Source organism: Vibrio sp. ZF 223 (assembly GCF_003050585.1).
Classification (GTDB): Bacteria; Pseudomonadota; Gammaproteobacteria; order Enterobacterales; family Vibrionaceae; genus Vibrio; species Vibrio crassostreae.
Genome location: NZ_PIGB01000005.1, coordinates 230,739 through 251,687, shown reverse-complemented (window position 1 = coordinate 251,687; position 20,949 = coordinate 230,739). Strand labels below are relative to the sequence as shown.

At 45.4% G+C, this 20,949-nt stretch carries 14 protein-coding genes; 2 read left to right on the top strand and 12 right to left on the bottom strand.

What is annotated here, in order from left to right:
* Positions 1–37 precede the first annotated feature (37 nt).
* From CWO13_RS12705 to hemL, 12 genes are all read right to left on the bottom strand, one after another.
* Positions 38–1,972 carry a beta-N-acetylhexosaminidase gene (locus tag CWO13_RS12705; RefSeq protein WP_057622292.1) on the bottom strand — a complete coding sequence of 645 codons (1,935 nt, stop codon included), beginning with the start codon at positions 1,970–1,972 and terminating at the stop codon, positions 38–40.
* Positions 1,973–1,984: 12 nt separating this feature from the next.
* The gene (locus CWO13_RS12700; protein WP_055319602.1) at positions 1,985–2,869 is read right to left on the bottom strand and encodes an N-acetylglucosamine kinase; all 885 of its coding nucleotides are present in this window, start codon (positions 2,867–2,869) and stop codon (positions 1,985–1,987) included.
* 2 nt (positions 2,870–2,871) lie between these two features.
* Complete coding sequence (locus CWO13_RS12695) at positions 2,872–4,593, bottom strand: glycoside hydrolase family 9 protein (protein WP_108083042.1); 1,722 nt, start codon at positions 4,591–4,593, stop codon at positions 2,872–2,874.
* A 99-nt stretch (positions 4,594–4,692) separates the two neighbouring features.
* Positions 4,693–5,688: an ABC transporter ATP-binding protein gene (locus tag CWO13_RS12690; RefSeq protein ID WP_048605696.1), complete on the bottom strand. Its 996-nt coding sequence runs from the start codon at positions 5,686–5,688 to the stop codon at positions 4,693–4,695.
* An 87-nt stretch (positions 5,689–5,775) separates the two neighbouring features.
* Positions 5,776–6,759 (bottom strand): ABC transporter ATP-binding protein, encoded by a 984-nt coding sequence (locus CWO13_RS12685; RefSeq protein WP_048605693.1) that lies wholly within the window; start codon positions 6,757–6,759, stop codon positions 5,776–5,778.
* 2 nt (positions 6,760–6,761) lie between these two features.
* Positions 6,762–7,787 carry an ABC transporter permease gene (locus CWO13_RS12680; RefSeq protein WP_017056648.1) on the bottom strand — a complete coding sequence of 342 codons (1,026 nt, stop codon included), beginning with the start codon at positions 7,785–7,787 and terminating at the stop codon, positions 6,762–6,764.
* 2 nt (positions 7,788–7,789) lie between these two features.
* Complete coding sequence (locus CWO13_RS12675) at positions 7,790–8,776, bottom strand: ABC transporter permease (protein WP_017633262.1); 987 nt, start codon at positions 8,774–8,776, stop codon at positions 7,790–7,792.
* 169 nt (positions 8,777–8,945) lie between these two features.
* Positions 8,946–10,628 carry an ABC transporter substrate-binding protein gene (locus CWO13_RS12670; RefSeq protein WP_017056650.1) on the bottom strand — a complete coding sequence of 561 codons (1,683 nt, stop codon included), beginning with the start codon at positions 10,626–10,628 and terminating at the stop codon, positions 8,946–8,948.
* A 712-nt stretch (positions 10,629–11,340) separates the two neighbouring features.
* Complete coding sequence (locus CWO13_RS12665; RefSeq protein WP_055319598.1) at positions 11,341–14,730, bottom strand: response regulator; 3,390 nt, start codon at positions 14,728–14,730, stop codon at positions 11,341–11,343.
* Between the two features lie 216 nt (positions 14,731–14,946).
* Positions 14,947–15,969, bottom strand: coding sequence for a 16S rRNA (guanine(1207)-N(2))-methyltransferase RsmC (gene rsmC / locus CWO13_RS12660; RefSeq protein ID WP_048658170.1), 1,023 nt, complete (start codon positions 15,967–15,969; stop codon positions 14,947–14,949).
* Positions 15,970–16,079: 110 nt separating this feature from the next.
* Positions 16,080–17,165: an AI-2E family transporter gene (locus CWO13_RS12655; protein ID WP_102433057.1), complete on the bottom strand. Its 1,086-nt coding sequence runs from the start codon at positions 17,163–17,165 to the stop codon at positions 16,080–16,082.
* A gap of 343 nt (positions 17,166–17,508) precedes the next feature.
* Positions 17,509–18,804, bottom strand: coding sequence for a glutamate-1-semialdehyde 2,1-aminomutase (gene hemL / locus CWO13_RS12650; protein WP_048605689.1), 1,296 nt, complete (start codon positions 18,802–18,804; stop codon positions 17,509–17,511).
* A gap of 296 nt (positions 18,805–19,100) precedes the next feature.
* On the opposite strand from hemL, the gene erpA reads away from it, so the two are divergent.
* Entirely contained in the window at positions 19,101–19,442 is a 342-nt protein-coding gene (gene erpA / locus CWO13_RS12645; RefSeq protein WP_004734539.1) for an iron-sulfur cluster insertion protein ErpA, read from the top strand.
* A gap of 375 nt (positions 19,443–19,817) precedes the next feature.
* The gene (locus CWO13_RS12640) at positions 19,818–20,942 is read left to right on the top strand and encodes an efflux RND transporter periplasmic adaptor subunit (RefSeq protein WP_108083041.1); all 1,125 of its coding nucleotides are present in this window, start codon (positions 19,818–19,820) and stop codon (positions 20,940–20,942) included.
* Positions 20,943–20,949: the final 7 nt, after the last annotated feature.

Below are 20,949 nucleotides of genomic sequence, written 5' to 3'. Positions count from 1 at the left end.
AGCAAGCGCTCGATGTGAGTGTTGCTTTGGTTTTGTTTTATTGAGCTTTCCAAGGGTTGCGATAGTCAACATTGAGTCTGTCGAGTAGCGGCAAGTGACCCTTTAGGCGAGACAGGTAATCTAGCCAGTTTCGGTTGTTTTTATGTGTCCAACATCCTTCAGCTAAAGCGCTAATTCTTGGAAATACCATGTAATCCATACGCTTTTGGTTGGTGACGATCTCACACCATAGAGCACACTGAATTCCGCGGATCCGCTTACGAATTGGGTCGGTGTCGGATATCTCAGCAAGCGCTTCGTAGGTATAAGCTTGTTCTAATGGGATAACGGCAGCCCAATCTACGCCCGGCTCTTCCGGTGCATAATCTTGGGTCATGTCGAGATAGGTAAATTGTGCAGGTTGCAATACCACATCAAAGCCTTGGCGAGCGCAGTTCACAGCCGCTTCTTCACTGAGCCATGAATAGATGATGGTCTCTTTGCTCACCTTGTCGCCGTGCTGAGCTTCTTCCCAGCCCACCATGCGTTTGCCGAGTTGCTTAAGCTTATTCTCGGCATAGCGGAATAGGTGACCTTGCAAATCTTTGCTGTCTTGGTATTGATGTTCTTTCATCAGCGCTTGAGCTGCAGGGCTGTTAGTCCATACGCCCGGTGGTACTTCGTCTGCGCCCATGTGAATCAATTCGCTAGGGAATAGCTCTGCGACTTCTTCAATAACCGCATCTAAGAACTGGTAAGTGCCCGGTAAACCTGGATTTAACACATTGTCGTTGTAGTGCTGAATGCTCTTGTATTGAGTAGTGTCTGCTTGCTCTACCAACATATCAGGCAGTGATTTGATTGCTGCACGGCAGTGTCCCGGGATATCGATCTCAGGGATAACCGTGATGCTGCGTTGTTCTGCGTATTCAATCACTTCGCGAATCTGTTGCTGGGTGTAGAAGCCGCCGTAGTTTTCAGCAATATGGGTATATTGTGGCTCTAATGCATGGTCAGGACCTCGCCAAGCACCGATTTCAGTGAGTTGAGGTAGGCTCTTTATCTCGATCCTCCAACCTTCATCATCGGTTAGGTGCCAATGAAAAACGTTGAATTTGTAGTGCGCCAACTGGTTGATTAAACGTTTCACTTGCTCCACCGAGTGGAAGTGACGTGCACAGTCCAACATCATGCCGCGGTATTTGAAACGAGGTTGGTCGGCGATTTTGCAACATGGCACAGAGAAGCGTTCAGCATTTTGTTGTTGAACTAATTGGATTAAGCTAGCTACTGCATGAGTGAAGCCTGATTGACTGCCTGATTCTACGACCACTTGTTGAGTTGTGATTGTTAGCTTGTACTCGGCTTCATCTAAAGTTGGGTTGCTACGAAGTAGAATGTCTCCGCTCGCTTCTGGTGAGAGTTCTGTTGAAATCGCTAGCTCGAACGTAATCAGTAACTCTTGTTGCAACCAAGCGCTGGCCTTCTCTGCAAGGTGAGATTGAACCTCAATTTTGCATTTACTATTTAACGCGAAGCTACCTTGCTTAAGTTCGAACTGATTCGGCTGAGGAATTAATGCCACCTCAGCAGCGTTCACTTCAGGTATCTGATTGCGTTCACGGTATGGTGACGCCAGAACAATAGGTGATATCGCGACTGGCAGCACCGAGGTTTCGCCTTGGTGATGCGTTTGGATAAAGGCATCGTTTAGACCGTCAGAATAAAAACGGAATGGGGCGCTTTGAATGCTGAATTCAAGGTAGTAATGGTTGTTCGCCTTTAACACTGACGAACTTGGTTTGAACGAACAAAAGCTGCCAACTTGAGTCAGTTCACCCTGCGATAAACTCTCTTGAAGGATGAATCGGTCAAACGCAAAATGCAGTGACCAATCTGTTACGTCAAGGTCACTTAAGTTATGTACCGTAAGGCCAAATCGGCAGTTGTTTTTTTGTTCAGAAAGAACAGCTAAGTCGATGCGATAATTCATATAACTTCCCTGCTAAGCCTGTTGATACAAGTTGTGTTGTGGTTTACCGGCAAACATCAATGCGCCTTCGATAGCGTCGAATTGAGGTTTAACGATCCATTGCTGTACTGGTGGTGATAGCCAGTTGAGAATTCGCTCTGCGATACTTCCCATCAGGCATACCTTGTCCGCACCTTTGTGATGCAGTGCTAGTACAAACATTTCGATATCAGCGGCGGTTTGCTTGAGCATCTCGATAGCCAGTTCGTCACCTTCATTAGCGAGTTGAAAAATAACAGGTGAGAATTGACCGTAATCCTTTGGAATCGCGCCTTTTGACCACTCTACAATGGCATCGACATCATTATTAAAGTGATTCATAACATGCTGAGTCAGTGGGGTTTTACTACGAATTCCATCTTCTGCAAGCAGGACTTGTTGAATCAAACGTAAGCCCATAACAGCGCCGCCGCCTTGATCGGATATCGGGAATTCACGACCGCCAACCACATGTTGTTCACCGTCTTTTAGGTAAATACCGCAAGAACCCGTACCGCCAATCATGATGGCACCGTTATGGCCATTGTGAGCCCCAATGCATGCACCATAAGCGTCGGTATTTAACGTCATGCTAGCGAAAGGGTGTGCTTGTGCCATGAAGTCGAACCATGCTGATTTCTGCTCGGCACCAGCCAGTGCAAGGCCGACATGCATATTGGAAAAATGATTAAAGTCGAGTTGCCCTTGCTGAGCTGCTTGAGTAATCGCATCGACAATTGAGCTCATCGCAACATCAACACCCAAAAGGATATTAGCGCTGCCGCTTTTCGCTTCACCAATGAGTGTGCCTTGGTCATCACGAATACGAGCACGACAAGAAGTGCCGCCACCATCAATACCTACGTAGTAAAGAGTCATGATTATTGCTCCTTACGTTGTGCTAGGAAATTGAACTGCGCAGCGGTTGCCAATAGGAACCAAGCGCCGTGAGGGATCCATTGTTCGCCCCAGCGCCAGTTTTGAAGCATGTCATCTTTTTGTGCTGGTGGATTAAACGCAATGTCTTGATCATCTTCAAAGCCAGCGGTGATACCGTTACAGATACCGCCTTTGGCATTGAAAAAACCAAGCTGAGGTAAGTAGTCAGGGTTGTTATGACCGTGACCATCAAGCATGCACATGTGGTATGGATTGAGACCTAAAATCCAGTCGAGGCTGTTCTGTGAAAGTTGGATTAAACGCTTTTGCAGTTCGCTGTCTTGAATGTGTGGCTGAACTAAATACGCCATGGTTGCGAGTGAGCCAAGACGTGCGTTCTCGCCTTGCCACCAGTAGCCTGTTTCGTTTTTCTGAGCGACGAAGAAAGCATCGCGCTTATCACCATCAACATTTTTAACGTACTGTCTTGGGTAGCCAAATGGGTTGGTTACTTTATCGGTGATGTTGATTTCGAATTGACATGCTTGTTCAACAACAATGCGAGCTTGTTCTTTGAGCTCCGTATCGGTTTCATTGTTGATGTACTCACACAAAGCAATTACTGGAAGGCCAGCTTCAGCTGCATGAAAGTATGGGCGAGAGCCATCAGAGTTTGCTGACCAGAAGTGCTCAAATAAATCATCTGACTGTTGGCGAGAGATTAAACGAGTCGCCCAAGTTCTTGCTTCTGAAAGGTATTGTTCGTCTTGTGTTACTCGATACAGCTCATTGGCTGCGAGTAGGGCGCAATACTCATCGATGATGTTCTCTTCACCATCGTTTAGGTATTGGAGGTTGTACTCTTTAAGATGCCAGTAACCTTTGGTCGCGGTATCAAGATAGGTTTGGCTAGAGTAGCTACCTGAAACCTCAAGTTCAGAAGCCACAGCGAGTGCCGCAATAGCAACACCTGCACCTTGTCGGTAGCCTGCTTGTAAGTCTGTTGATTTATGACCTTCTTGAGTCGCATAAGCACAGATATCGCGCTGGTTGATATCTTTACTCCACTTGTCGAATACTGTCATGTAGAAGTATCCAGCCGCGTCTTGCATACGTACTAAGAAATCAGCACCGAATAGCGCTTCTTCTTTTAGGCGAGTCATGGAGAATTTAGGGAAGTCTGGATTGCCACTGGTTAAGCGCACGCTTTTGAGCATGTTCCAAACAACCATAGGAATCTGTTGTGGATTGAGGTAGTTGCCGTAAGACAAGTGGCTAAAGTACTTGCTTACATCACCTGATGCGTCGTACCAGCCACCGTGGACATCGACGTATCTGTCGGTGCCAAGAATTTGTGCTTGTCGATCTTTCTTGTCAAAAGTGCCGCCACAACGTTGAGACTTAAAGTAATGAAGCACATCAGAAAAGGTGTGGTTCATTAATAGGTTGCTACCAATCTCGAAAACTTCTGAGCGTAGGTTATCAAAACGCAGGTAGTAGCGACCAGATTCAGTGGCTGAACTGAAATCAATAGTGAAGAATTGCCCTTGATGCCAATTTGCTACGCGGCCTTGTTTAACCACATCAAAACTTCCGACAGTCATATGGTTGTCAGCACAGACGAGTAGAGCCGTTGTGCTAGATAGGCGAGCTTTCTTAGTTTGTAAGATAGCTTGCTTGGGGCCTGTGGACTCATACCCAATATGGTTGGTCAATAACAGCATCAATATTCTCCGACAGTCCTAGTTTCTATTGGCTAGGTACTTGAATTTTTTTGGATATAAATAGTTAGGGCCCGCAGACCCTAACTTGGGTTTTTATGCTTAGCTTTCGTGTAGGTAACAGCGTACAAAGTGGTTATCAGCTAGCTGTGTAACCCCTGGTAGCTGCTCTTTACACTTGTCCATCGCATGAGTACAACGGCCTGCAAATGGGCAGCCTGCTGATACTGGTGTCCAAAGAGGAATCTCACCTTTGTTGCCAGCAAGTTGCTCGTGGATCGATTTCTTAGGATCTGGAACGGCAGAAACCAGCAGTTGAGTGTAAGGGTGTTGAGGGTTAGCAATAACGTCGTCGGTATCGCCCCATTCCACCATGTGACCGACGTACATCACTGAAAGATCCTCAGCAATATAACGAGCAGTTGCGATGTCGTGAGTGATGTAAAGCAGTGACATTTGCTTCTCAAACTTCATCTCTTCCATCAGGTTTAAAACACCCGCACGAATTGAAACGTCTAGCATTGATGTTGGTTCATCGGCCAGAACAACTTCAGCACCAACTGCGATGTTACGTGCTAGATTGACACGTTGACGTTGGCCGCCAGACAGTTGGTGAGGGTATTTCTTCGCCGTCTCTTTTGGCGGAATGAGACCAACTTGCTCTAAAAGATCGTAAACGCGTTCTTCTAGTTCTCTTTTATTGCCCGGAGATACTTTCTTGTGGATTAACAACGGTCGAGCAATGTGGTGGAAGATATTGTGCGTTGGGTTCAATGAACCAAACGGGTCTTGCCATACCATCTGCACGCCTTCACGGTAGTGCATAAGATCTTTTCTGCTTGAGATCTCTTGGATATCACGGCCTTTGTATTCTATCGTGCCGCCCGAAGGCGCGTACATTTTTGCGATCATCTTTGCCGTTGTTGATTTGCCTGAACCAGACTCACCAACCACCGCTAAGCCGCGACTTTTATACATCTTGAATGACACGTCGTTAATCGCACGCATCATTGGGGTTTGAATGGTGGTACTGCTTATTGGGAAGTCTTTTACGACATTTTTGCCTTCTACCAATAATTGACCGAAATCTTTGCTCATAATTGTCTCCAGAATCCTTATTCGCTTTGCTTGTTTTTAGGCGGACGGGCCGCCTTGTTCGTTATTCACGCCAAGTTAGCGTGCAAGCTATAGCTTCCTTTGTACTATTGGGTCACCGTACAGGTGGCAGTTAGACAAATGTCCCGGGTCGATAGAACGCAGCTTGGTTGGCACCTTGGTACACGTTTCATGTACACGGTCACAACGAGCTTGGAAACGACACCCTTCAGGGATCTCTAACAGGTTCAGAGGGTTACCTGGAATACCTGCTAACTTTGTCTTTGGCCCTGTCAGTGGAGGGAAAGAACTTCCCAGCCCTTTGGTGTAAGGGTGGTAAGGGTTTTCTAGAATATCTTGAGAGTTAGCCACCTCGATTAGCTCACCTGAGTACATGATGCCGATGCGGTCAGAGAACTCGACCATCAATGACAAGTCATGGGTGATGAACAGAATAGAGAAGCCAAACTCTTCTTTCAGTGCATAGATCTTTTGTAGGATTTCACGTTGCACAACTACATCAAGTGCGGTTGTCGGCTCATCCATGATGATCAGCTTTGGATTCAGTGCTAACGCGATAGCGATAACTAAGCGCTGACGCATGCCACCAGAGAATTGGTGAGGGTAGTCACTCAATCGGCTCGGGTGAATATCTACGATTTCAAGTAGACCTTCAGCACGCTGCTTAGCTTGCTCACGAGTCATGTTAGTGTGACGCATAATTACGTCACAGAACTGCTCTTCCATCGGTAGTACTGGGTTGAGTGCATTCATCGCACTCTGGAATACCATCGACATCTCGCTCCAACGGAACGACTGCATACGGTCATCGCTGTATTCAAGGATGTTCTCACCGTTGAAGATAACCTCACCACCACTGATGTAAGCGGGCGGCTTATGAAGACGCATAAGAGAGAAAGCGACCGTTGATTTACCACAGCCAGATTCACCAGCTAGGCCGAATACTTCACCTGGAGCGATGTCAAAACTTACGTTGTTACACGCACGAACATCGCCAGACTCTGTGATGTAATCCACGCATAAGTTGCGGATAGAAATTAGTGGTTCAGACATGATTATTTATCTCCGCTCCAAAGTGCATTTTGTGGTGGTAGTTCTGGTTCACGTTCTTCTTTGTCTTGAGCTGCTAGTTTTTTCCAACGCTTCATGCCTTTGTGAGAACGCAGTTGCGGGTTAGCAATTTCATCGACAGCGAAGTTAAGTAGAGCAAGGCCAGTTACAAGTAGTGTCAGTGCGATACAAGGAGCCAGCAGTTCCCACCAAGCGCCAATCAGCATTGATGAAGAGGTTTGAACGTTGTAAAGCATGATGCCCCAGCTGATTGTGTTCGGGTCACCAAGACCTAGGAACGAGATGGTTGCTTCCATCATGATTGCGTACATCACCGAACCGATGAAGCTTGCGCCAACGATAGAGATAAGGTTTGGCAGAATCTCTACGAAGATGATGCGGAATGAAGATTCACCCAAAACTTCAGCGGCTTTTACAAACTCTTTTTCACGCAGTGCTAAGGTCTGGGAGCGAACAACACGGGCGCCCCAAGCCCAGGACATAAAGCCGATAACCAAGGTTATGGTGAGTGGCCCTGCCTCACCGATAAAGGCTGCTACTACGAACAGTAATGGGTATTGAGGGATTACTAGCATGATGTTCATTGCGGCTGTTAGAACGTCATCGACACGGCCACCGAAGTAACCTGCAGAAACACCAATAACAGTTGCGAGTAAACATACGGTTAGACCCGCACCAAAACCTACAGCAAGAGATACGCGTGCGCCGTATACCACTTGAGACCAAACGTCACGACCCATGCGAGTTGTACCTAGTACGTGGTCCGCCTTTTTAGACATGATCAATGTACGACGGTCGTCTGCTAAGTTTTGAGCAACCCAGCCATCAGGGTTAGTTTGTGCAGACTTCACTACGAAACCAGGGTATTCATGTGGGTTGCCTGTACGCTTGTCTGGTACATGTTTAGTGATCAATGGAGCTGCAATCGCGCCAAGAATAAAAATACTTAGGATGATGACGCCTGTTAGGGCCATCGGGTTACGCCAAATGAGTTTTAGAAAGTCTTTCATGATTATTTACCACCCTTACGAAGACGAGGGTCAAGAACAACGTAAAGCATGTCTGCAACTAGGTTAAAGAACAGCATGAATAGCGTCATGATAAGCAGCTGACCTTGCAGTACTTGGTAGTCACGAGCGTTAATTGCGTTGAAAAGTACGCTGCCAAGACCTGGGTAGTTAAAGATGATTTCGATAATTAACTGACCACCGATTGCCATACCTAGCGACATTGAAAGGGCTGTCACACTCGGTAGCATCGCGTTACGAGCTGCGTAGTTGAATACCACTCTGTTTTCGCTCAGGCCTTTGCCTTTCGCCATGGTGATGTAGTCTTCGGCTAGTAGGTTGATCATGTTGTTACGCATGTTTACTAGGAAGCCACCAATTTGAACAACAGAAGCACAGAACAATGGTAAGAAGGCGTGGTAAGCGACATCTTTGATGAATGCCCAGCTTGTCCAATCAGGCATGGTACCTGCGGTGTAGGCATAACCGGTTGGGAACCACTTCAAGCCAATTGCAAAGGTAAATAGTGCAATCATCGCGATAACAACTTGAGGAACAGCTTGTAGAATCAGCATCCCTGGCGTTACGAAGGCATCGTATTTACTGCCGCGTTTCCACGCTGCGAAAATACCTAGGATCGAACCAATCGAGAAAGAAAGAATAACTGCGGTGCCGGCTAAGAAAAGCGACCAACCGAATGCTCCACCCAACAGTGTGTTTACAGAAAGTGGGTAGAATTGAATTGATGTACCAAGTTCCCAGCTAAGAATGTTCTTCATGTACGCTACGTATTGAACCAGTAGGCCACCATCAACGAAGCCTAATAGTTCTTTCATTGCAGCAATACGCTCTGGAGTAACTTGTACAGAAGCGTTCGCAAACATCATGGTAACGGGGTCACCAGGCATTGCTCTTGGAATAATAAAGTTTAACGTCGCAGCAACTAATAGCGCGACAAAATAAAATGACAAACGTCTTAAAAAATAACCCATAACTCACACCTTACTCACCCAGATTGTTTCCCTGTTTCTGGATTCAGGTCGCTCCTAGCGAAATTTGGAACGAAAAATCCCCTGACGACTAGCGCCATACTTTCAATTGAGAGTGTGGGGATTTTTATAAGCGGCGTAAGAGGTTACGCCGCAAGGATTGAACGATTACTTATTTAACTGGTTTTAGGTCCAGTACATGAAGTAGACGCTCTGGAATACCAGCCCAAATGTTTGGACGGCCTTTTGGATTTTCTTCGTTCCACCAGCCAGTGAAGCGAGTTGTGTTGTATTGGTACATGTAAGCACCAGACATCACAGGGATTGTCACTTGGTCTGCAGCGATGATTTGCTGAATACCGTGTGCAATATCTAGCTGCTCGTTCTTATCAGCTGTTTTGTAGAAGCTGTTTAGAAGACCATCTAGCTTGTCGTTTTTGTAGAAGTGCATAGCGAAACGAGGCATACCATCACCAGATTGTAGTGATGAGTTGTAAGCACTATTCCAGTACGTGTATGGATCCGCACCGTGGAAGTAGTTTGTGTATGCTACGTCGTATGTACCTTCAAGCATTGCTTGGTTGTAAACAGAGAAGTCAGGTGTACGAGCTTTCGCTTTAATACCGATTTCGTTCAGCTGTTCTACCGCTAGTTGAACTGTGTTGTTGAAGTCAGTCCAGCCGTTTGGCGATTGAATCATTAGTTCAAAAGACTTGCCTGATGGAGTGTCAACAAAACCATCTTTGTTTACATCTTTGAAGCCAGCGTCAGCAAGAAGCTTCTTCGCGCCTTCAGCGTTGTATGTGTTGAAGCCTTTGTACTTATCGTGAGTTTTTTCATCAGACCAAGCTTCAAACGCGTAGCCAAGACCTGATGCGAAATCGTTCACAGTACCGCCGCCGTAGAATGCGATGTCGATGATAGTTTGACGGTCAAGAGCCATAGAGAAAGCACGACGGAAATCAACGTTGCTCAATGCTTCATGCTTCGCAGCATCAGGGTGCTTGAAGTTAACGATGAATGCTTGTGTGCCTGCTGGCGGGTACCAGTAGTGGTGTTTAGGGCTAGCTGCTGCGTATGTACGGTCGATATCAGGAACGAAAGAAGACGTCCAGTCCATTTCACTGTTTACAACTTTACCTAGGAATTGGTCGTTGTTCGCAATTTGTGGAACACGTAGACAGTCAACATCTAGGTTGTCTGCATCCCAGTAGTTTGGGTTTGCACACTGGATGTATAGTTGCGCTGTAAACGTATCGATTTCTGTAAATGGACCAGAACCTACCGGATTCTCATTGGTAAACGTTGATGGATCTTTAACGTCTTTCCAGATGTGCTTAGGTACTACAGGTACTTTAGCAATCTCATAAGGTACGTTTGAGTTTGCTTCTGTTAGGGTGAACTTAACTTGGTTGTCGTTCAGTTTTTCTACAGAAGTTACCCAAGAGTTGATACCAGATTGGTCAAGCTCTGGCTTCTCTTTTACAAGGTTGAAAGAAAAAACAACATCATCAGCAGAGAAAGTTTCTCCGTCAGACCATTTAACACCCTTACGAATGTCGAAAACAACGCTCATCAGATCATCTGACATCTTGAAGTTTTCAGCTAGACGGAACACTGGAGTGTTACCGTGCATTTCGTTAAATACTACTAGCGGCTCATACATGAAGTCAGTTGTAGTATGTAGGTTAGTAGCACCAAGGTACGGGTTAAAGTTACGTACGAATGTAGTGTACTCTTTCGGGTGAACGGTCAGTTCACTGCGTTCTGCAGCTGTTGCTACTGATGCAAAACCTGTTGTAGCAGTTGCAATAATTGCTGTTGCTATTGCTGTTTTTTTTATATTGGCAAGCATAGCTGTTCCTTACTATTTGCTTTCATTTCACTAATGGATTGAATGTTATCTGTCGCTAAATTGTTTAGTAGATACACACTCTGGTTAAAGGCCTACCTCTTCTTCGTTGCTCCAGATTCATCGTTGATTCTGAGAAGTGGTAAGAGTGGCCTGTAGGCCTTTGGCAGGAGTAAGAAAACACCTTATCGATGAATTAATCAAACTCGTTTCCCGTCAAAAACGTTAAAATTAGATAATCCCACGTCATTAACGTCAAAATGGGTTGCTTTGGTGTTTTTTTGTGCGTAATTGTTAAGGTGATGTGACTCGCATTTGGTTTTGTGGTAATTGTTGGTTGTAAGTGGTCACTAACTTTAAAGGCTTTTTATTATAATGCTTTACCATGCGTTGGTATAATTGTAGATCTCGGTCACTTACCAGTTTTACGTTAAATTTCCCTAGAAAATTAAATCTGCCGTTCTGTTGTGACTCGCTTCTCAAACTGCAACAAAGAGTCGGAGGAATGTGAAATTCAGCCAAGAATAGGACTCAAAATAGCGATTGGATTGGTGATTGTTTAAGCTTGAGTAACGTGTCATTTTGCTTGTTTAAAGCAGTGAAAAAAGTGTATTTGGATTGACGATATTGTGCTTTGAGTGAGAAAAGTACGTACAAAAAAAGCCCACGCTAGGTGGGCTCCATTACTCTAAGTATCGTGATGTTGGTTCAGGGATTAACTGGTCAGTAGTTTCTGCAGCTTATCTCTTAGCATCTCAATATGCGTCCTTTCTGGCGTCTGTTCTTTACAGTGTTCCAGTATGAATTCGATTGAGCTCAGTACCGTTCGCCAGCGAGGCGTTTTCGGTAGCGTTTCTACGCGTAGATATTTGTCTAGCGTTCGTGTTTGTAGCGTACTGCGGTCTAAGTAGACCCGCCACAAACCACTTTTCTCTGCGAAAGCAAACTTGGTTTCACCAGTCACCGATTCCCAGTAGATGATGGCATTCGTCATCGCATCGACCAGCACCTCGCGCATCAACTCTTGCTTGTTTTTACCTTCACCGGTTGCCTTGTCAGCAAGACGAGTAAATTCTCCGCCAAGCTCTTTCAGTTGCTGCAACTTATCTTTGTCGCCTTCAAAGGCATAACTAGAGAGAGCCTCAACCGCTGTTTCAAGGTTATTGATTCGGTTGGAGTTAACACCACCACCTACATTGAAGATATACATGGTGTCGAGCCCTGAACCTTCAGGCAGCTTAAGGATGTCACTTGGTATGCGCTGACGTGTGTCATCTATATAGATATCAATGTCACCGCAGTAGTGGGCTTGTTCTACCTTGAGGTATTTAGGCGCAATGATCTCGTCGGCCATAGAGCGCTTAAGTTGTTCCTGTCCGCGTCTGAATAGTTTTGCCGCCGCTTCGTTGGCAAAGCGAATACGTTGGTCATCACGAATACAGATGATGGCTTCAGGTGCCGATTCTAGTTGCTCTAATAAGCGCCCTTGAGTTTCTAACAAGTTAGCTTCAACCATAGCTCTGTGTTTGAGCTCGAGTTGCAGTTGGTCATTTTCAAGGCGTCTCTGTTCGGCTTTACTTGCTGATAGATGCGCTGTAATTCGAGCCGCCAGTTCTTGTTTGTTGAACGGTTTAGACAAGTAGTCATTGGCACCTGCTTCGAAACCTCGAACACGGTCTTCTGCCTGGTTGAGTGCCGTTAGCATGATGATTGGCAATTGAGCATGGTCATATTGCTTTCTCAGAGCTTCACAAACCTGATAGCCGCTCATACCTGGCATCATGATATCGAGCAGAAGCAGCTCTGGCTTCTCTTTTTCAATCAGTTCAATGGTTTCCGGACCGTCACATGCAGTACGTACTCGATAACCTTCTAACTTCAAGAAGCTGTCTAATACTCGCAGGTTAACCGGCTCATCATCGGCGATAACCAGTAACGGGCCATCTGGGTTTTCACTGATAACACTGTTTTCTTGTTGGCTGTTATCTATTAAATCGGGCGCTTGGAAGTGCGAGTAATGACCAGATTCGTTGTAACTGTCCAGCTCATCTTGAGTAGCTAGGGGAAGGGTAAAGCTAAACGTAGTGCCAAGCATTGGTTGGCTACTTACGTACAGTGAACCGCCCATTAGCTCGATCAACTGACGACTGATCGATAATCCAAGCCCTGCACCTTGGCGGTAGTTACTCGCATCTTGGCCTGCTTGAATCAATGGTTCAAAGATGTGCTCAAGGTACTCGGCCGGTATACCTTGGCCTGTATCGACAACTTGTACACGAATGTTGTCATCGATAACGCTGGCAGAGATAACAATCTTACCTTCAGAGGTGTACTTGATGGCATTGCCAACTAAGTTATACATCACTTGCTCAAGTCGTTGAGGATCCGATGAGACTAGCCCTAAATCACTTGGGACTTGGTTAATGATGCGGATTGGTTTATTGCCCAATAGATGATGAGATAACTCTAGGACCAAGCTGGTGGCTGCAGATAAATCAACAGCTGATTTCTTAATGTCTAAGCTGCCATAGCGCATCTTGTGATAATCAAGCAGATCATCAACCAAGGTTGCTAATCGCTGACCGCTATTGATGATGATATCCAACTGATACTTCTGGTTAGCAGGGATGGGGCCATTCGCACCGGATATCAGCGCTTCAGCAATACCCACCATGCCATGCAGTGGTGTTCTCAATTCGTGTGAAGTAGTCGCTAAGAACTCATCTTTAAGTTTGTTCGCCAGTTGCAACTCTTCGTTTTGCTTTTGAATTGTCTTAAGGTTGTCTTCAAGTTCATCGTTTTGGTTTTTGATGAGCTGCATTTTTTCACGAATCGAGCGCTGCATTCTCTCGAAGCTCACCGCGAGTCGGCCTATTTCATCTTTGCGTTCGGTATTGATCATGGTTTCATCGAGATCACCCGCAGATACTTTCTCGGCAGCCCACGTCAGTTTGAGTAGTGGGGATGTGATGAAGTTAGACAGATAGTGCGATGCAACGACTACCAGAATGATCGCCGTTAGCATCACGATCACGAAGATCTTTTCTAACTGATGAATACGAGCAAACGCCTCTTTTTCTGGCAGCTCTACGACAAGAGCCCATGTTGCGTATTTCAGCTCAATTGGTGTATATGCTGCGATGATCGCTTGATCTAGGGTGTTGTCGAAGGTGCCAACCGCTGTTTCGCCAGCCAATGCTTTATCGACAACATCTAAGCTCAAGTTGATAGATTCTTGTGAATGAGCAAGGCTACGCGGCAGGTGATCATCACCTACAAGCAGAGTTTGAATATTCGAACTCTTGTTGAGATCCGCAATCAGCTTAGTAATGCCGTTGATAGGTAATCTAAACATCGCGTAACTGTGTAGGTAGCCCTGTTGAACGATAGGTGCACCTAGCCATGCGGTCTGTTTACCGTTCTCGTCTTTAAAGTCCGACACAATAACAGGCGTGTAATCCTCATTAGACTTACGGCGATCGGTGACATCTTTAGCGAGCCGTTGAAAGGTAACGCCTAGGTTTGAATCTTTGTATTTACCTGTCAGCAAGTTAGTGCCGTAATCGTCATTTTTAAAGACGGAGTAAGCAACGTTACCGTTGATATCAACCAATAGAATATCGTCAAAATCGGAGCGTTTAAGCAACTCTAGGTAAGCGTTATGGTAGCGCTTGTGCAGTAGGCGGTAACGCTCACTGCCAATGAAGCTACTGGATTCAGGAAGAATCGATGTTTTGATTTGATCGCCCGATCCTTGAATGTAGCGTTGCTGCGCATTACTGCGTGCTTCGTCAATATCTAACCCTAGACGTTGGAATGCATTGATCAAACCATAGAATCGGCCGCCACTGGCATTGGCTAGTTCAGAGCGAACAAAGCCCATCACTTGGGATTCTTGAGCTTGTAGGTAGTCGACAATCTGTTGCTGCTTAGTATCACGGACTGAAACAAGGTGTGAGGTGCTTTGTTCCTGAAGGTCCTGACTGTGCGATTGAAGGAAAAAGATCGCGATAAGTGTCACTGGGGTAATACTGAGGACAAGAAATGCCAGCATTAGGGTATTTTGAAGGCGCTTAAACTTCTGCTTACGATAAAATCTAAACATAAATTGGGTACTACTTTCCTTTGATGTACTGCTAAAAGGGGCGAAAACAAGTACAGAGAATAGAATTAATGGTTTCCAATTTAACGAAATTAACGAGTTTTTTTACTTTGACAAGTAAGTGGTATTTAAAGCGTGTGCAAAAGCTCACTTTTATAGAGTTTTGATAAAAATATGAACAGACAGCGCAGATAATGACCCTGCGCTGTGCTAGAGATGCTACTTACTTGCGTGGTAGATCGCGAATTTGGTGGTCTTATTTAGAGTCGCGCATTTTCCAAACGCTTGCTCAATAATTGGGATGTATTTTAAGAAACTGTTCGCAACAATAATCATCTCACCAGAGCGCTTCAAATGCTTAGGGGCCTGAGCAAGTAAGGTCTCAGTCGCGCTGTAGCTAGTGTCTAAACCAGAATGGAATGGTGGGTTACTGATGATGAATTGGTAGTCTTGTGCTGTATCAGAATAGACATCTGACGCGAAGACTTTACCTGTTAAACTATTTGCTTTCAGTGTGGCTTGGCTTGATGCTACGGCAAATGCACTGATGTCGCACATTTCTAGCTCAATATCTGGGTTACGAGATGCCATTACTGCGCCTAACACGCCTGCACCACAGCCAAAATCCAGTACCTTGCCTTTTAGTCTTGGCAGGGTATCCAATAGAAGTTGGCTACCAACATCGAACTCTCCGTGACTGAAGACGCCTGGAAGGCTTTTTACCGTGAGAGGTTGCTCATCAATGTTAACCGTGTAGGTCTTAAACCAGTCTTGTAAGTTGAACGCTTGTGGTTGCTCGAAGCATTGACCCCAGTAGAAAGAGCAGCGACGTGCTGAATCGTATTTAACGACTTTGCCGTAAGGCGCAAACATCTTCTCGATGCTTTTCACGCCTGAGCGGTTCTCACCAACCACGACGATTTCGGTATCTTTGCCTAGCTTAGCAAATAACATCGCCAACAGAAATTCCGCTTCCGCTTTGGCTTTCGGCCAGTAGAGCATCACTAAGTCAGCTTTGGTCTCTTCGGTAAACTCAGCACCGTAAAAACGTTGGATGCTGCTATAACCTTCAAGCTGACGGTAGTAGCTGTAATTAGAGGTGAACACAGAGACAGATTCACAATGCTTGGCTAATTCAACAGGGAATAAGTCTTCAGCCTCACCGGCAACTAAAACATGTTTGCCTTCAAAGTAGGCAAGTTGGCGCTCAGCAATCTGGCTTGGGGCAATATAAGCTGACATAGGACACTCTATTGAATCGTTAGCAAAAAATGAGGGCGGATTTTCGCATAATCCGCCCAAAGCTTGAAGTGTTTAATACTCGTTCGGCAAGTAAGTGATTGAAGAGCGGTTTAACTCTTGTCTTGCTGGTTTAAAAAGTCCTTAAACTCTTCATCGTAGATGTTGAATAGGACGATAGTAATCGCAAAAATCAGTGGGCCGTAGATAAGACCAATTAGGCCAAACAGTTGAATACCACCCAGTAGTGAGAAGAAAATCATTAGTGTGTTCATGCCTGCGCTGCCTTGCATTAGAAGCGGACGCAGAAGGTTGTCAATTGATCCAACAATTGCCACGCAGTAAACCGTTAGGAAAATTGCCCACGTAGTATCACCAGTTAGGAACAAGTAGGTCGCCGCTGGGATCCAGATTAGTGCTGTTCCCACTACAGGGATGAATGAGGCAAAGCCCATCATAGTGCCCCAGAATAGGCCTGGGAAACCTGCAATCCACATACCTAAACCGCCGGCAAAACCTTGCGCGATTGCTGTTAAGAATGAGCCCATTACTGCTGATTTCGATACTTGTTCTATCTCTGTTAGAAGCTTGTCTTCTTGGCTACGAGATAGCGGAAGAATATGACGAACCACACTGATGATTTTGTCGTGATCTCTTAATAAGAAGAACAGAACAAACAACATCAAGAAGAAGTCCATTAAGAAATTGGTCGCGTCACCTAAGATTTTCGCACTGATACCAACCAGTTTAGAGCCGAAGCTTGTCGCGAACTCACCCACCTTCTGTGCGATGGCTTGTGGTTCAATATTGTCGAAAGGCAGGTAGTTGTTCACGAATGACAGCGCTTTGACCACCAAGGGGTGTGCGAACAGAGTTTGAATGCCGCCGTGTGTTACCCATTGGTAAGTGTTCTGAGAGAGCAGGGAACCTTGCTGAACAATTGCTGCGAATACTGCCAATAAAGGGATAACAATAATGAAAGTCAGGATGATACAAGACAGCAAAGAGACGATGTTTTCTTTATTGGGTATCTTTTTTTCAAGCCACTCATGGATTGGGAACATCAATAGTGAAATGATAAAGGCCATCACAATTGAGTTAACGTACGGCTCAATAAGCAAGTAACAAGCATAAGCCGCCGCAAGTAGGGCGATGATGATCACCCAGTGGCTGGAATTGATTTTAATTTTTTCTGACACGGTAATGGTCTCTATATTTGCGTTCTGAGTTTATAATGGCTGCAAAACAGAGAGTTAGCAATGAGGAGTTTTGATTATGGGATGCTGTGATAAAGATAAGAAATGCCAAGACGAACAACAGCAAACAAAAAAAGAGATCCCTTGGTTCAGAATGTTCCTTGGTACGCTGATGTTGTTGGTTTTTCTTTTCTGGGAACGTTAGACGTTTTTCGTCAAGTTTTCGAACAAATTGACGCGTAATCTAAGCGGAAATATTCGAGTTTAATTAAGTCGATGCATTAAAAAGGGCTGCGTTAATGCAGCCCTAAATTCAATCGGTTAGCGACTTATAAAGTGCTTTCGATTATTTGCTTTCAGCAGCAATGATCGCAAGAGAGCGGTCAGCGGCTTCTAGTGTCGCATCTAGCTCTTTTGAACCATGAGCAAGAGAAGTAAAGCTTGCTTCGAATGCTGAAGGTGCAAGGTAAACACCGTGATCCAGCATTAGGTGGAAGAAGCGCTTGAAGCGTTCTACATCACACTTAGTTACATCTTCGTAGCACGTCACCGTTTCTTGGTCTGTGAAGAAGAAACCAAACATACCGCCAACTTGGTGTACTAGCATCGGGATACCGTGCTTGTCAGCAAGTTGCTTGAAGCCATTTGCCAGTTGCTTAGTTTTTGAAGCTAGACGTTTTTCGTTGCCTTCTTCTCGTAGAAGGTTCAAACACGCGTAGCCAGCAGCCATTGCAACAGGGTTACCTGAAAGCGTGCCTGCTTGGTAAACCGGGCCTGTTGGTGCGATGTATTGCATCACTTCCTTACGACCACCAAAAGCACCCACAGGCATACCGCCGCCGATAACTTTACCAAGACACGTTAGATCTGGCTTGATGTTGTAGTAAGCCTGCGCACAGCCTTCAGCAACGCGGAAACCTGTCATTACTTCATCAAAGATTAGCAATGCACCTTCTTGGTCACAGATTTCACGTAGACCTTCGTGGAAGCCTTCTACTGGTGGGATACAGTTCATGTTGCCCGCAACTGGCTCAACGATGATGCACGAGATCTCGCCTTTGTTTGCTGCGAACAGCTCACGTACTGAATCTAGGTTGTTGAAGGTTGCAGTCAGCGTGTGCTTAGCAAAATCAGCTGGAACGCCTGGTGAGCTTGGCTGACCTAAAGTCAGTGCACCAGAACCGGCTTTTACAAGTAGGCTGTCTGCGTGGCCGTGGTAGCAGCCTTCAAACTTAAGAATTTTGTCACGACCAGTGAAGCCACGAGCAAGACGAATCGCACTCATTGTTGCTTCTGTGCCTGAGCTCACCATACGTAGCTGTTCCATTGATGGAACCATCTCAGATACAAGCTCAGCCATTTTGATTTCAGTTTCGGTTGGAGCACCGAAGCTAAGGCCGCGTTGAGCTGCTTCAATAACCGCATCACGGATAACAACGTGGTTGTGACCAAGGATCATTGGACCCCAAGAGCCAACGTAATCGATATATGCTTTACCATCAGCATCAAAAATAAGTGGGCCATCAGCGCGTTCAACGAAGATTGGAGAACCACCTACGCCATTGAATGCACGAACTGGAGAGTTTACGCCACCAGGAATAGTTTGCTGTGCTTTTTCGTACAGCTCTGCTGATTTGGTCATTGATATATCCTCTTTTGACTGTCGGACCAATTGGCACGCATTGTACCTATCCCTAATCCAACTAGGAATGCTTTCGCCCAGATAATCACCCGAATCTGGTTGTTTTGTGTTGTTACACGTTTTAATTGCCAGATATTGACGAGTTTACAACAGTAAAAGGAAGGATCCGGTGGTGAATACTTGAACGTTTCAGTCAGGTATTAGATAATCACCCGAATATAAGAAAATACTCAACAACTATGGTCTCGAATTAGATTTGTATCATGTTGTTTTTGACACAGGTAAGAGAGGTTGTCGTGAGCGAAGTAAATATCCCATTGTCTTTTTCTGATGCAGCAGCTACCCGCGTACAAACGCTAATCGCTGAAGAAGAAAACCCAGAACTAAAACTACGTGTATACATTACAGGTGGTGGTTGTAGTGGTTTCCAATACGGCTTCACATTTGATGAAAAAGTAAATGATGGCGACACTACGATTGTAAATAGCGGTGTAACGCTGGTTGTTGACCCAATGAGCCTACAATACCTTATGGGCGGCATGGTTGATTACACAGAAGGCCTAGAAGGCGCACGCTTCTTTGTGAACAACCCGAACGCTACAACAACATGTGGTTGTGGCGCATCATTCAGCGTATAGCTTGAAAGATAGCTAGAGTTAAAAGACAGCTTTAGCTGAAAGCTACACCATAAGGTTGTAAACGCCGAACTTATGTTCGGCGTTTTTGTTTTTATATCCCCAAATTTCTCTTCATAACAAAGCTCGGTTCTGAACAAGGCACTTGTTTTTCACGCAGCTTCAAAATTGATAAGACATATTAAGTCATTGCTTTTAAAACCATTCCAACCCTCTATTTTGACATTTTTAGTACACGGCATATTTTTTAAACTGTCGATAGCGTCCAACTTCGTTTGATTTTGGTCTGTTAAGGTTACCTATGTGTATCAGGAAGTTGCACATGACAGTGTTAAGCCATTTAGCGCGCCTTAATCACATCGGACAAAAGGATTTGTTATGCCCACTCTATCTTCTAACTCACCACTTTTTCAGAAACTGAAACAGCCGTGGCTGGTGTCTCTGATTTTAGTGATGTTGTTGTCTATCTGGCTTGGTTTAGGGGTGGGGCAGGCAGAAGAGTCGCCAGAGAAAAAAGCGACAGAAATCCCGTTAGCCAAAGTTTCCTTTCAAACCTTCACCTCATCACCCACCTTTAAAACCATTGATTTATACGGTCGAACGGCACCCGATAGGCATGCTCGATTAGGCGCGGAAGTCGCGGGAAAGATTGTTCGATTGAACGTTGTGAAAGGCGATGCGGTTAAAGCAGGGCAGGCTATTGCTCAGATTGATAAAGGTGACTTGGAAATACAGTTAGAGCGTGCAACGGCTCTGTATCGTTTAAAGCAGAAAGAGTTCAAAGCAGCGCAATCACTGAAGAAAAGAGGTCTGCAAGGTGAGATCGCCTACACCACAGCAGAGGCTTCGTTAACGGAAGCAAAAGCCATGATGCGCAATGCGGAATTGGCTTTAAAGAATACCGTTATTAGCTCGCCTTTTTCGGGTGTGGTTCAAGATTTGATGGTCGAGTTGGGTGACTTTGTTGGGGTTGGCGATCCGGTTGCGGGCGTGATTGACCTTGATCCTTTGGTTATTGAGGCCGATGTCAGTGAACGTCATATCCAGCATTTGTTAGTTAACCAGTCTGCCTTGGTTCGCTTGCTAGGAAGAGAAGAGGTGGAAGGGCGCTTGCGTTATGTGTCTCGAATTTCTTCGGCCTCAACTAATACTTTTCCAATCGAAATTGAAATCGATAACTCTGAAGGCCTACTGCCTGCAGGTGTCAGCGCTGAAGTGAAGCTCAACCTTGAAACAAGGGATGCTATCAAAGTCACACCTGCGATGTTGGCTTTGGATGAGGCGGGTAACCTTGGGGTCAAAACGTTGGTTTCAGTCGATGACTCACCAGTTGTGAAATTTGTCGGTATTCAACTAGTGAAGGCAGAGCAAGATGGAGTTTGGCTCACAGGTTTGGGTCAACGGGTCGATATCATCACCGTCGGACAAGGGTTTGTGCGTGATGGTGATTCAGTGATTGCGGTTGAGCAAGAAGCCGAACTCTCGAATGTAACAACTGAGTAGGAGATAA

What these genes read in the sequence shown, in the direction of transcription:
- CWO13_RS12700 (WP_055319602.1), bottom strand. Translation starts at nt 2,869, where the DNA reads ATGACTCTTTACTACGTAGGTATTGATGGTGGCGGCACTTCTTGTCGT.
- CWO13_RS12690 (WP_048605696.1), bottom strand. Translation starts at nt 5,688, where the DNA reads ATGAGCAAAGATTTCGGTCAATTATTGGTAGAAGGCAAAAATGTCGTA.
- CWO13_RS12675 (WP_017633262.1), bottom strand. Translation starts at nt 8,776, where the DNA reads ATGGGTTATTTTTTAAGACGTTTGTCATTTTATTTTGTCGCGCTATTA.
- CWO13_RS12680 (WP_017056648.1), bottom strand. Translation starts at nt 7,787, where the DNA reads ATGAAAGACTTTCTAAAACTCATTTGGCGTAACCCGATGGCCCTAACA.
- CWO13_RS12705 (WP_057622292.1), bottom strand. Translation starts at nt 1,972, where the DNA reads ATGAATTATCGCATCGACTTAGCTGTTCTTTCTGAACAAAAAAACAAC.
- CWO13_RS12670 (WP_017056650.1), bottom strand. Translation starts at nt 10,628, where the DNA reads ATGCTTGCCAATATAAAAAAAACAGCAATAGCAACAGCAATTATTGCA.
- hemL (WP_048605689.1), bottom strand. Translation starts at nt 18,804, where the DNA reads ATGACCAAATCAGCAGAGCTGTACGAAAAAGCACAGCAAACTATTCCT.
- CWO13_RS12685 (WP_048605693.1), bottom strand. Translation starts at nt 6,759, where the DNA reads ATGTCTGAACCACTAATTTCTATCCGCAACTTATGCGTGGATTACATC.
- CWO13_RS12640 (WP_108083041.1), top strand. Translation starts at nt 19,818, where the DNA reads ATGCCCACTCTATCTTCTAACTCACCACTTTTTCAGAAACTGAAACAG.
- CWO13_RS12665 (WP_055319598.1), bottom strand. Translation starts at nt 14,730, where the DNA reads ATGTTTAGATTTTATCGTAAGCAGAAGTTTAAGCGCCTTCAAAATACC.
- rsmC (WP_048658170.1), bottom strand. Translation starts at nt 15,969, where the DNA reads ATGTCAGCTTATATTGCCCCAAGCCAGATTGCTGAGCGCCAACTTGCC.
- CWO13_RS12695 (WP_108083042.1), bottom strand. Translation starts at nt 4,593, where the DNA reads ATGCTGTTATTGACCAACCATATTGGGTATGAGTCCACAGGCCCCAAG.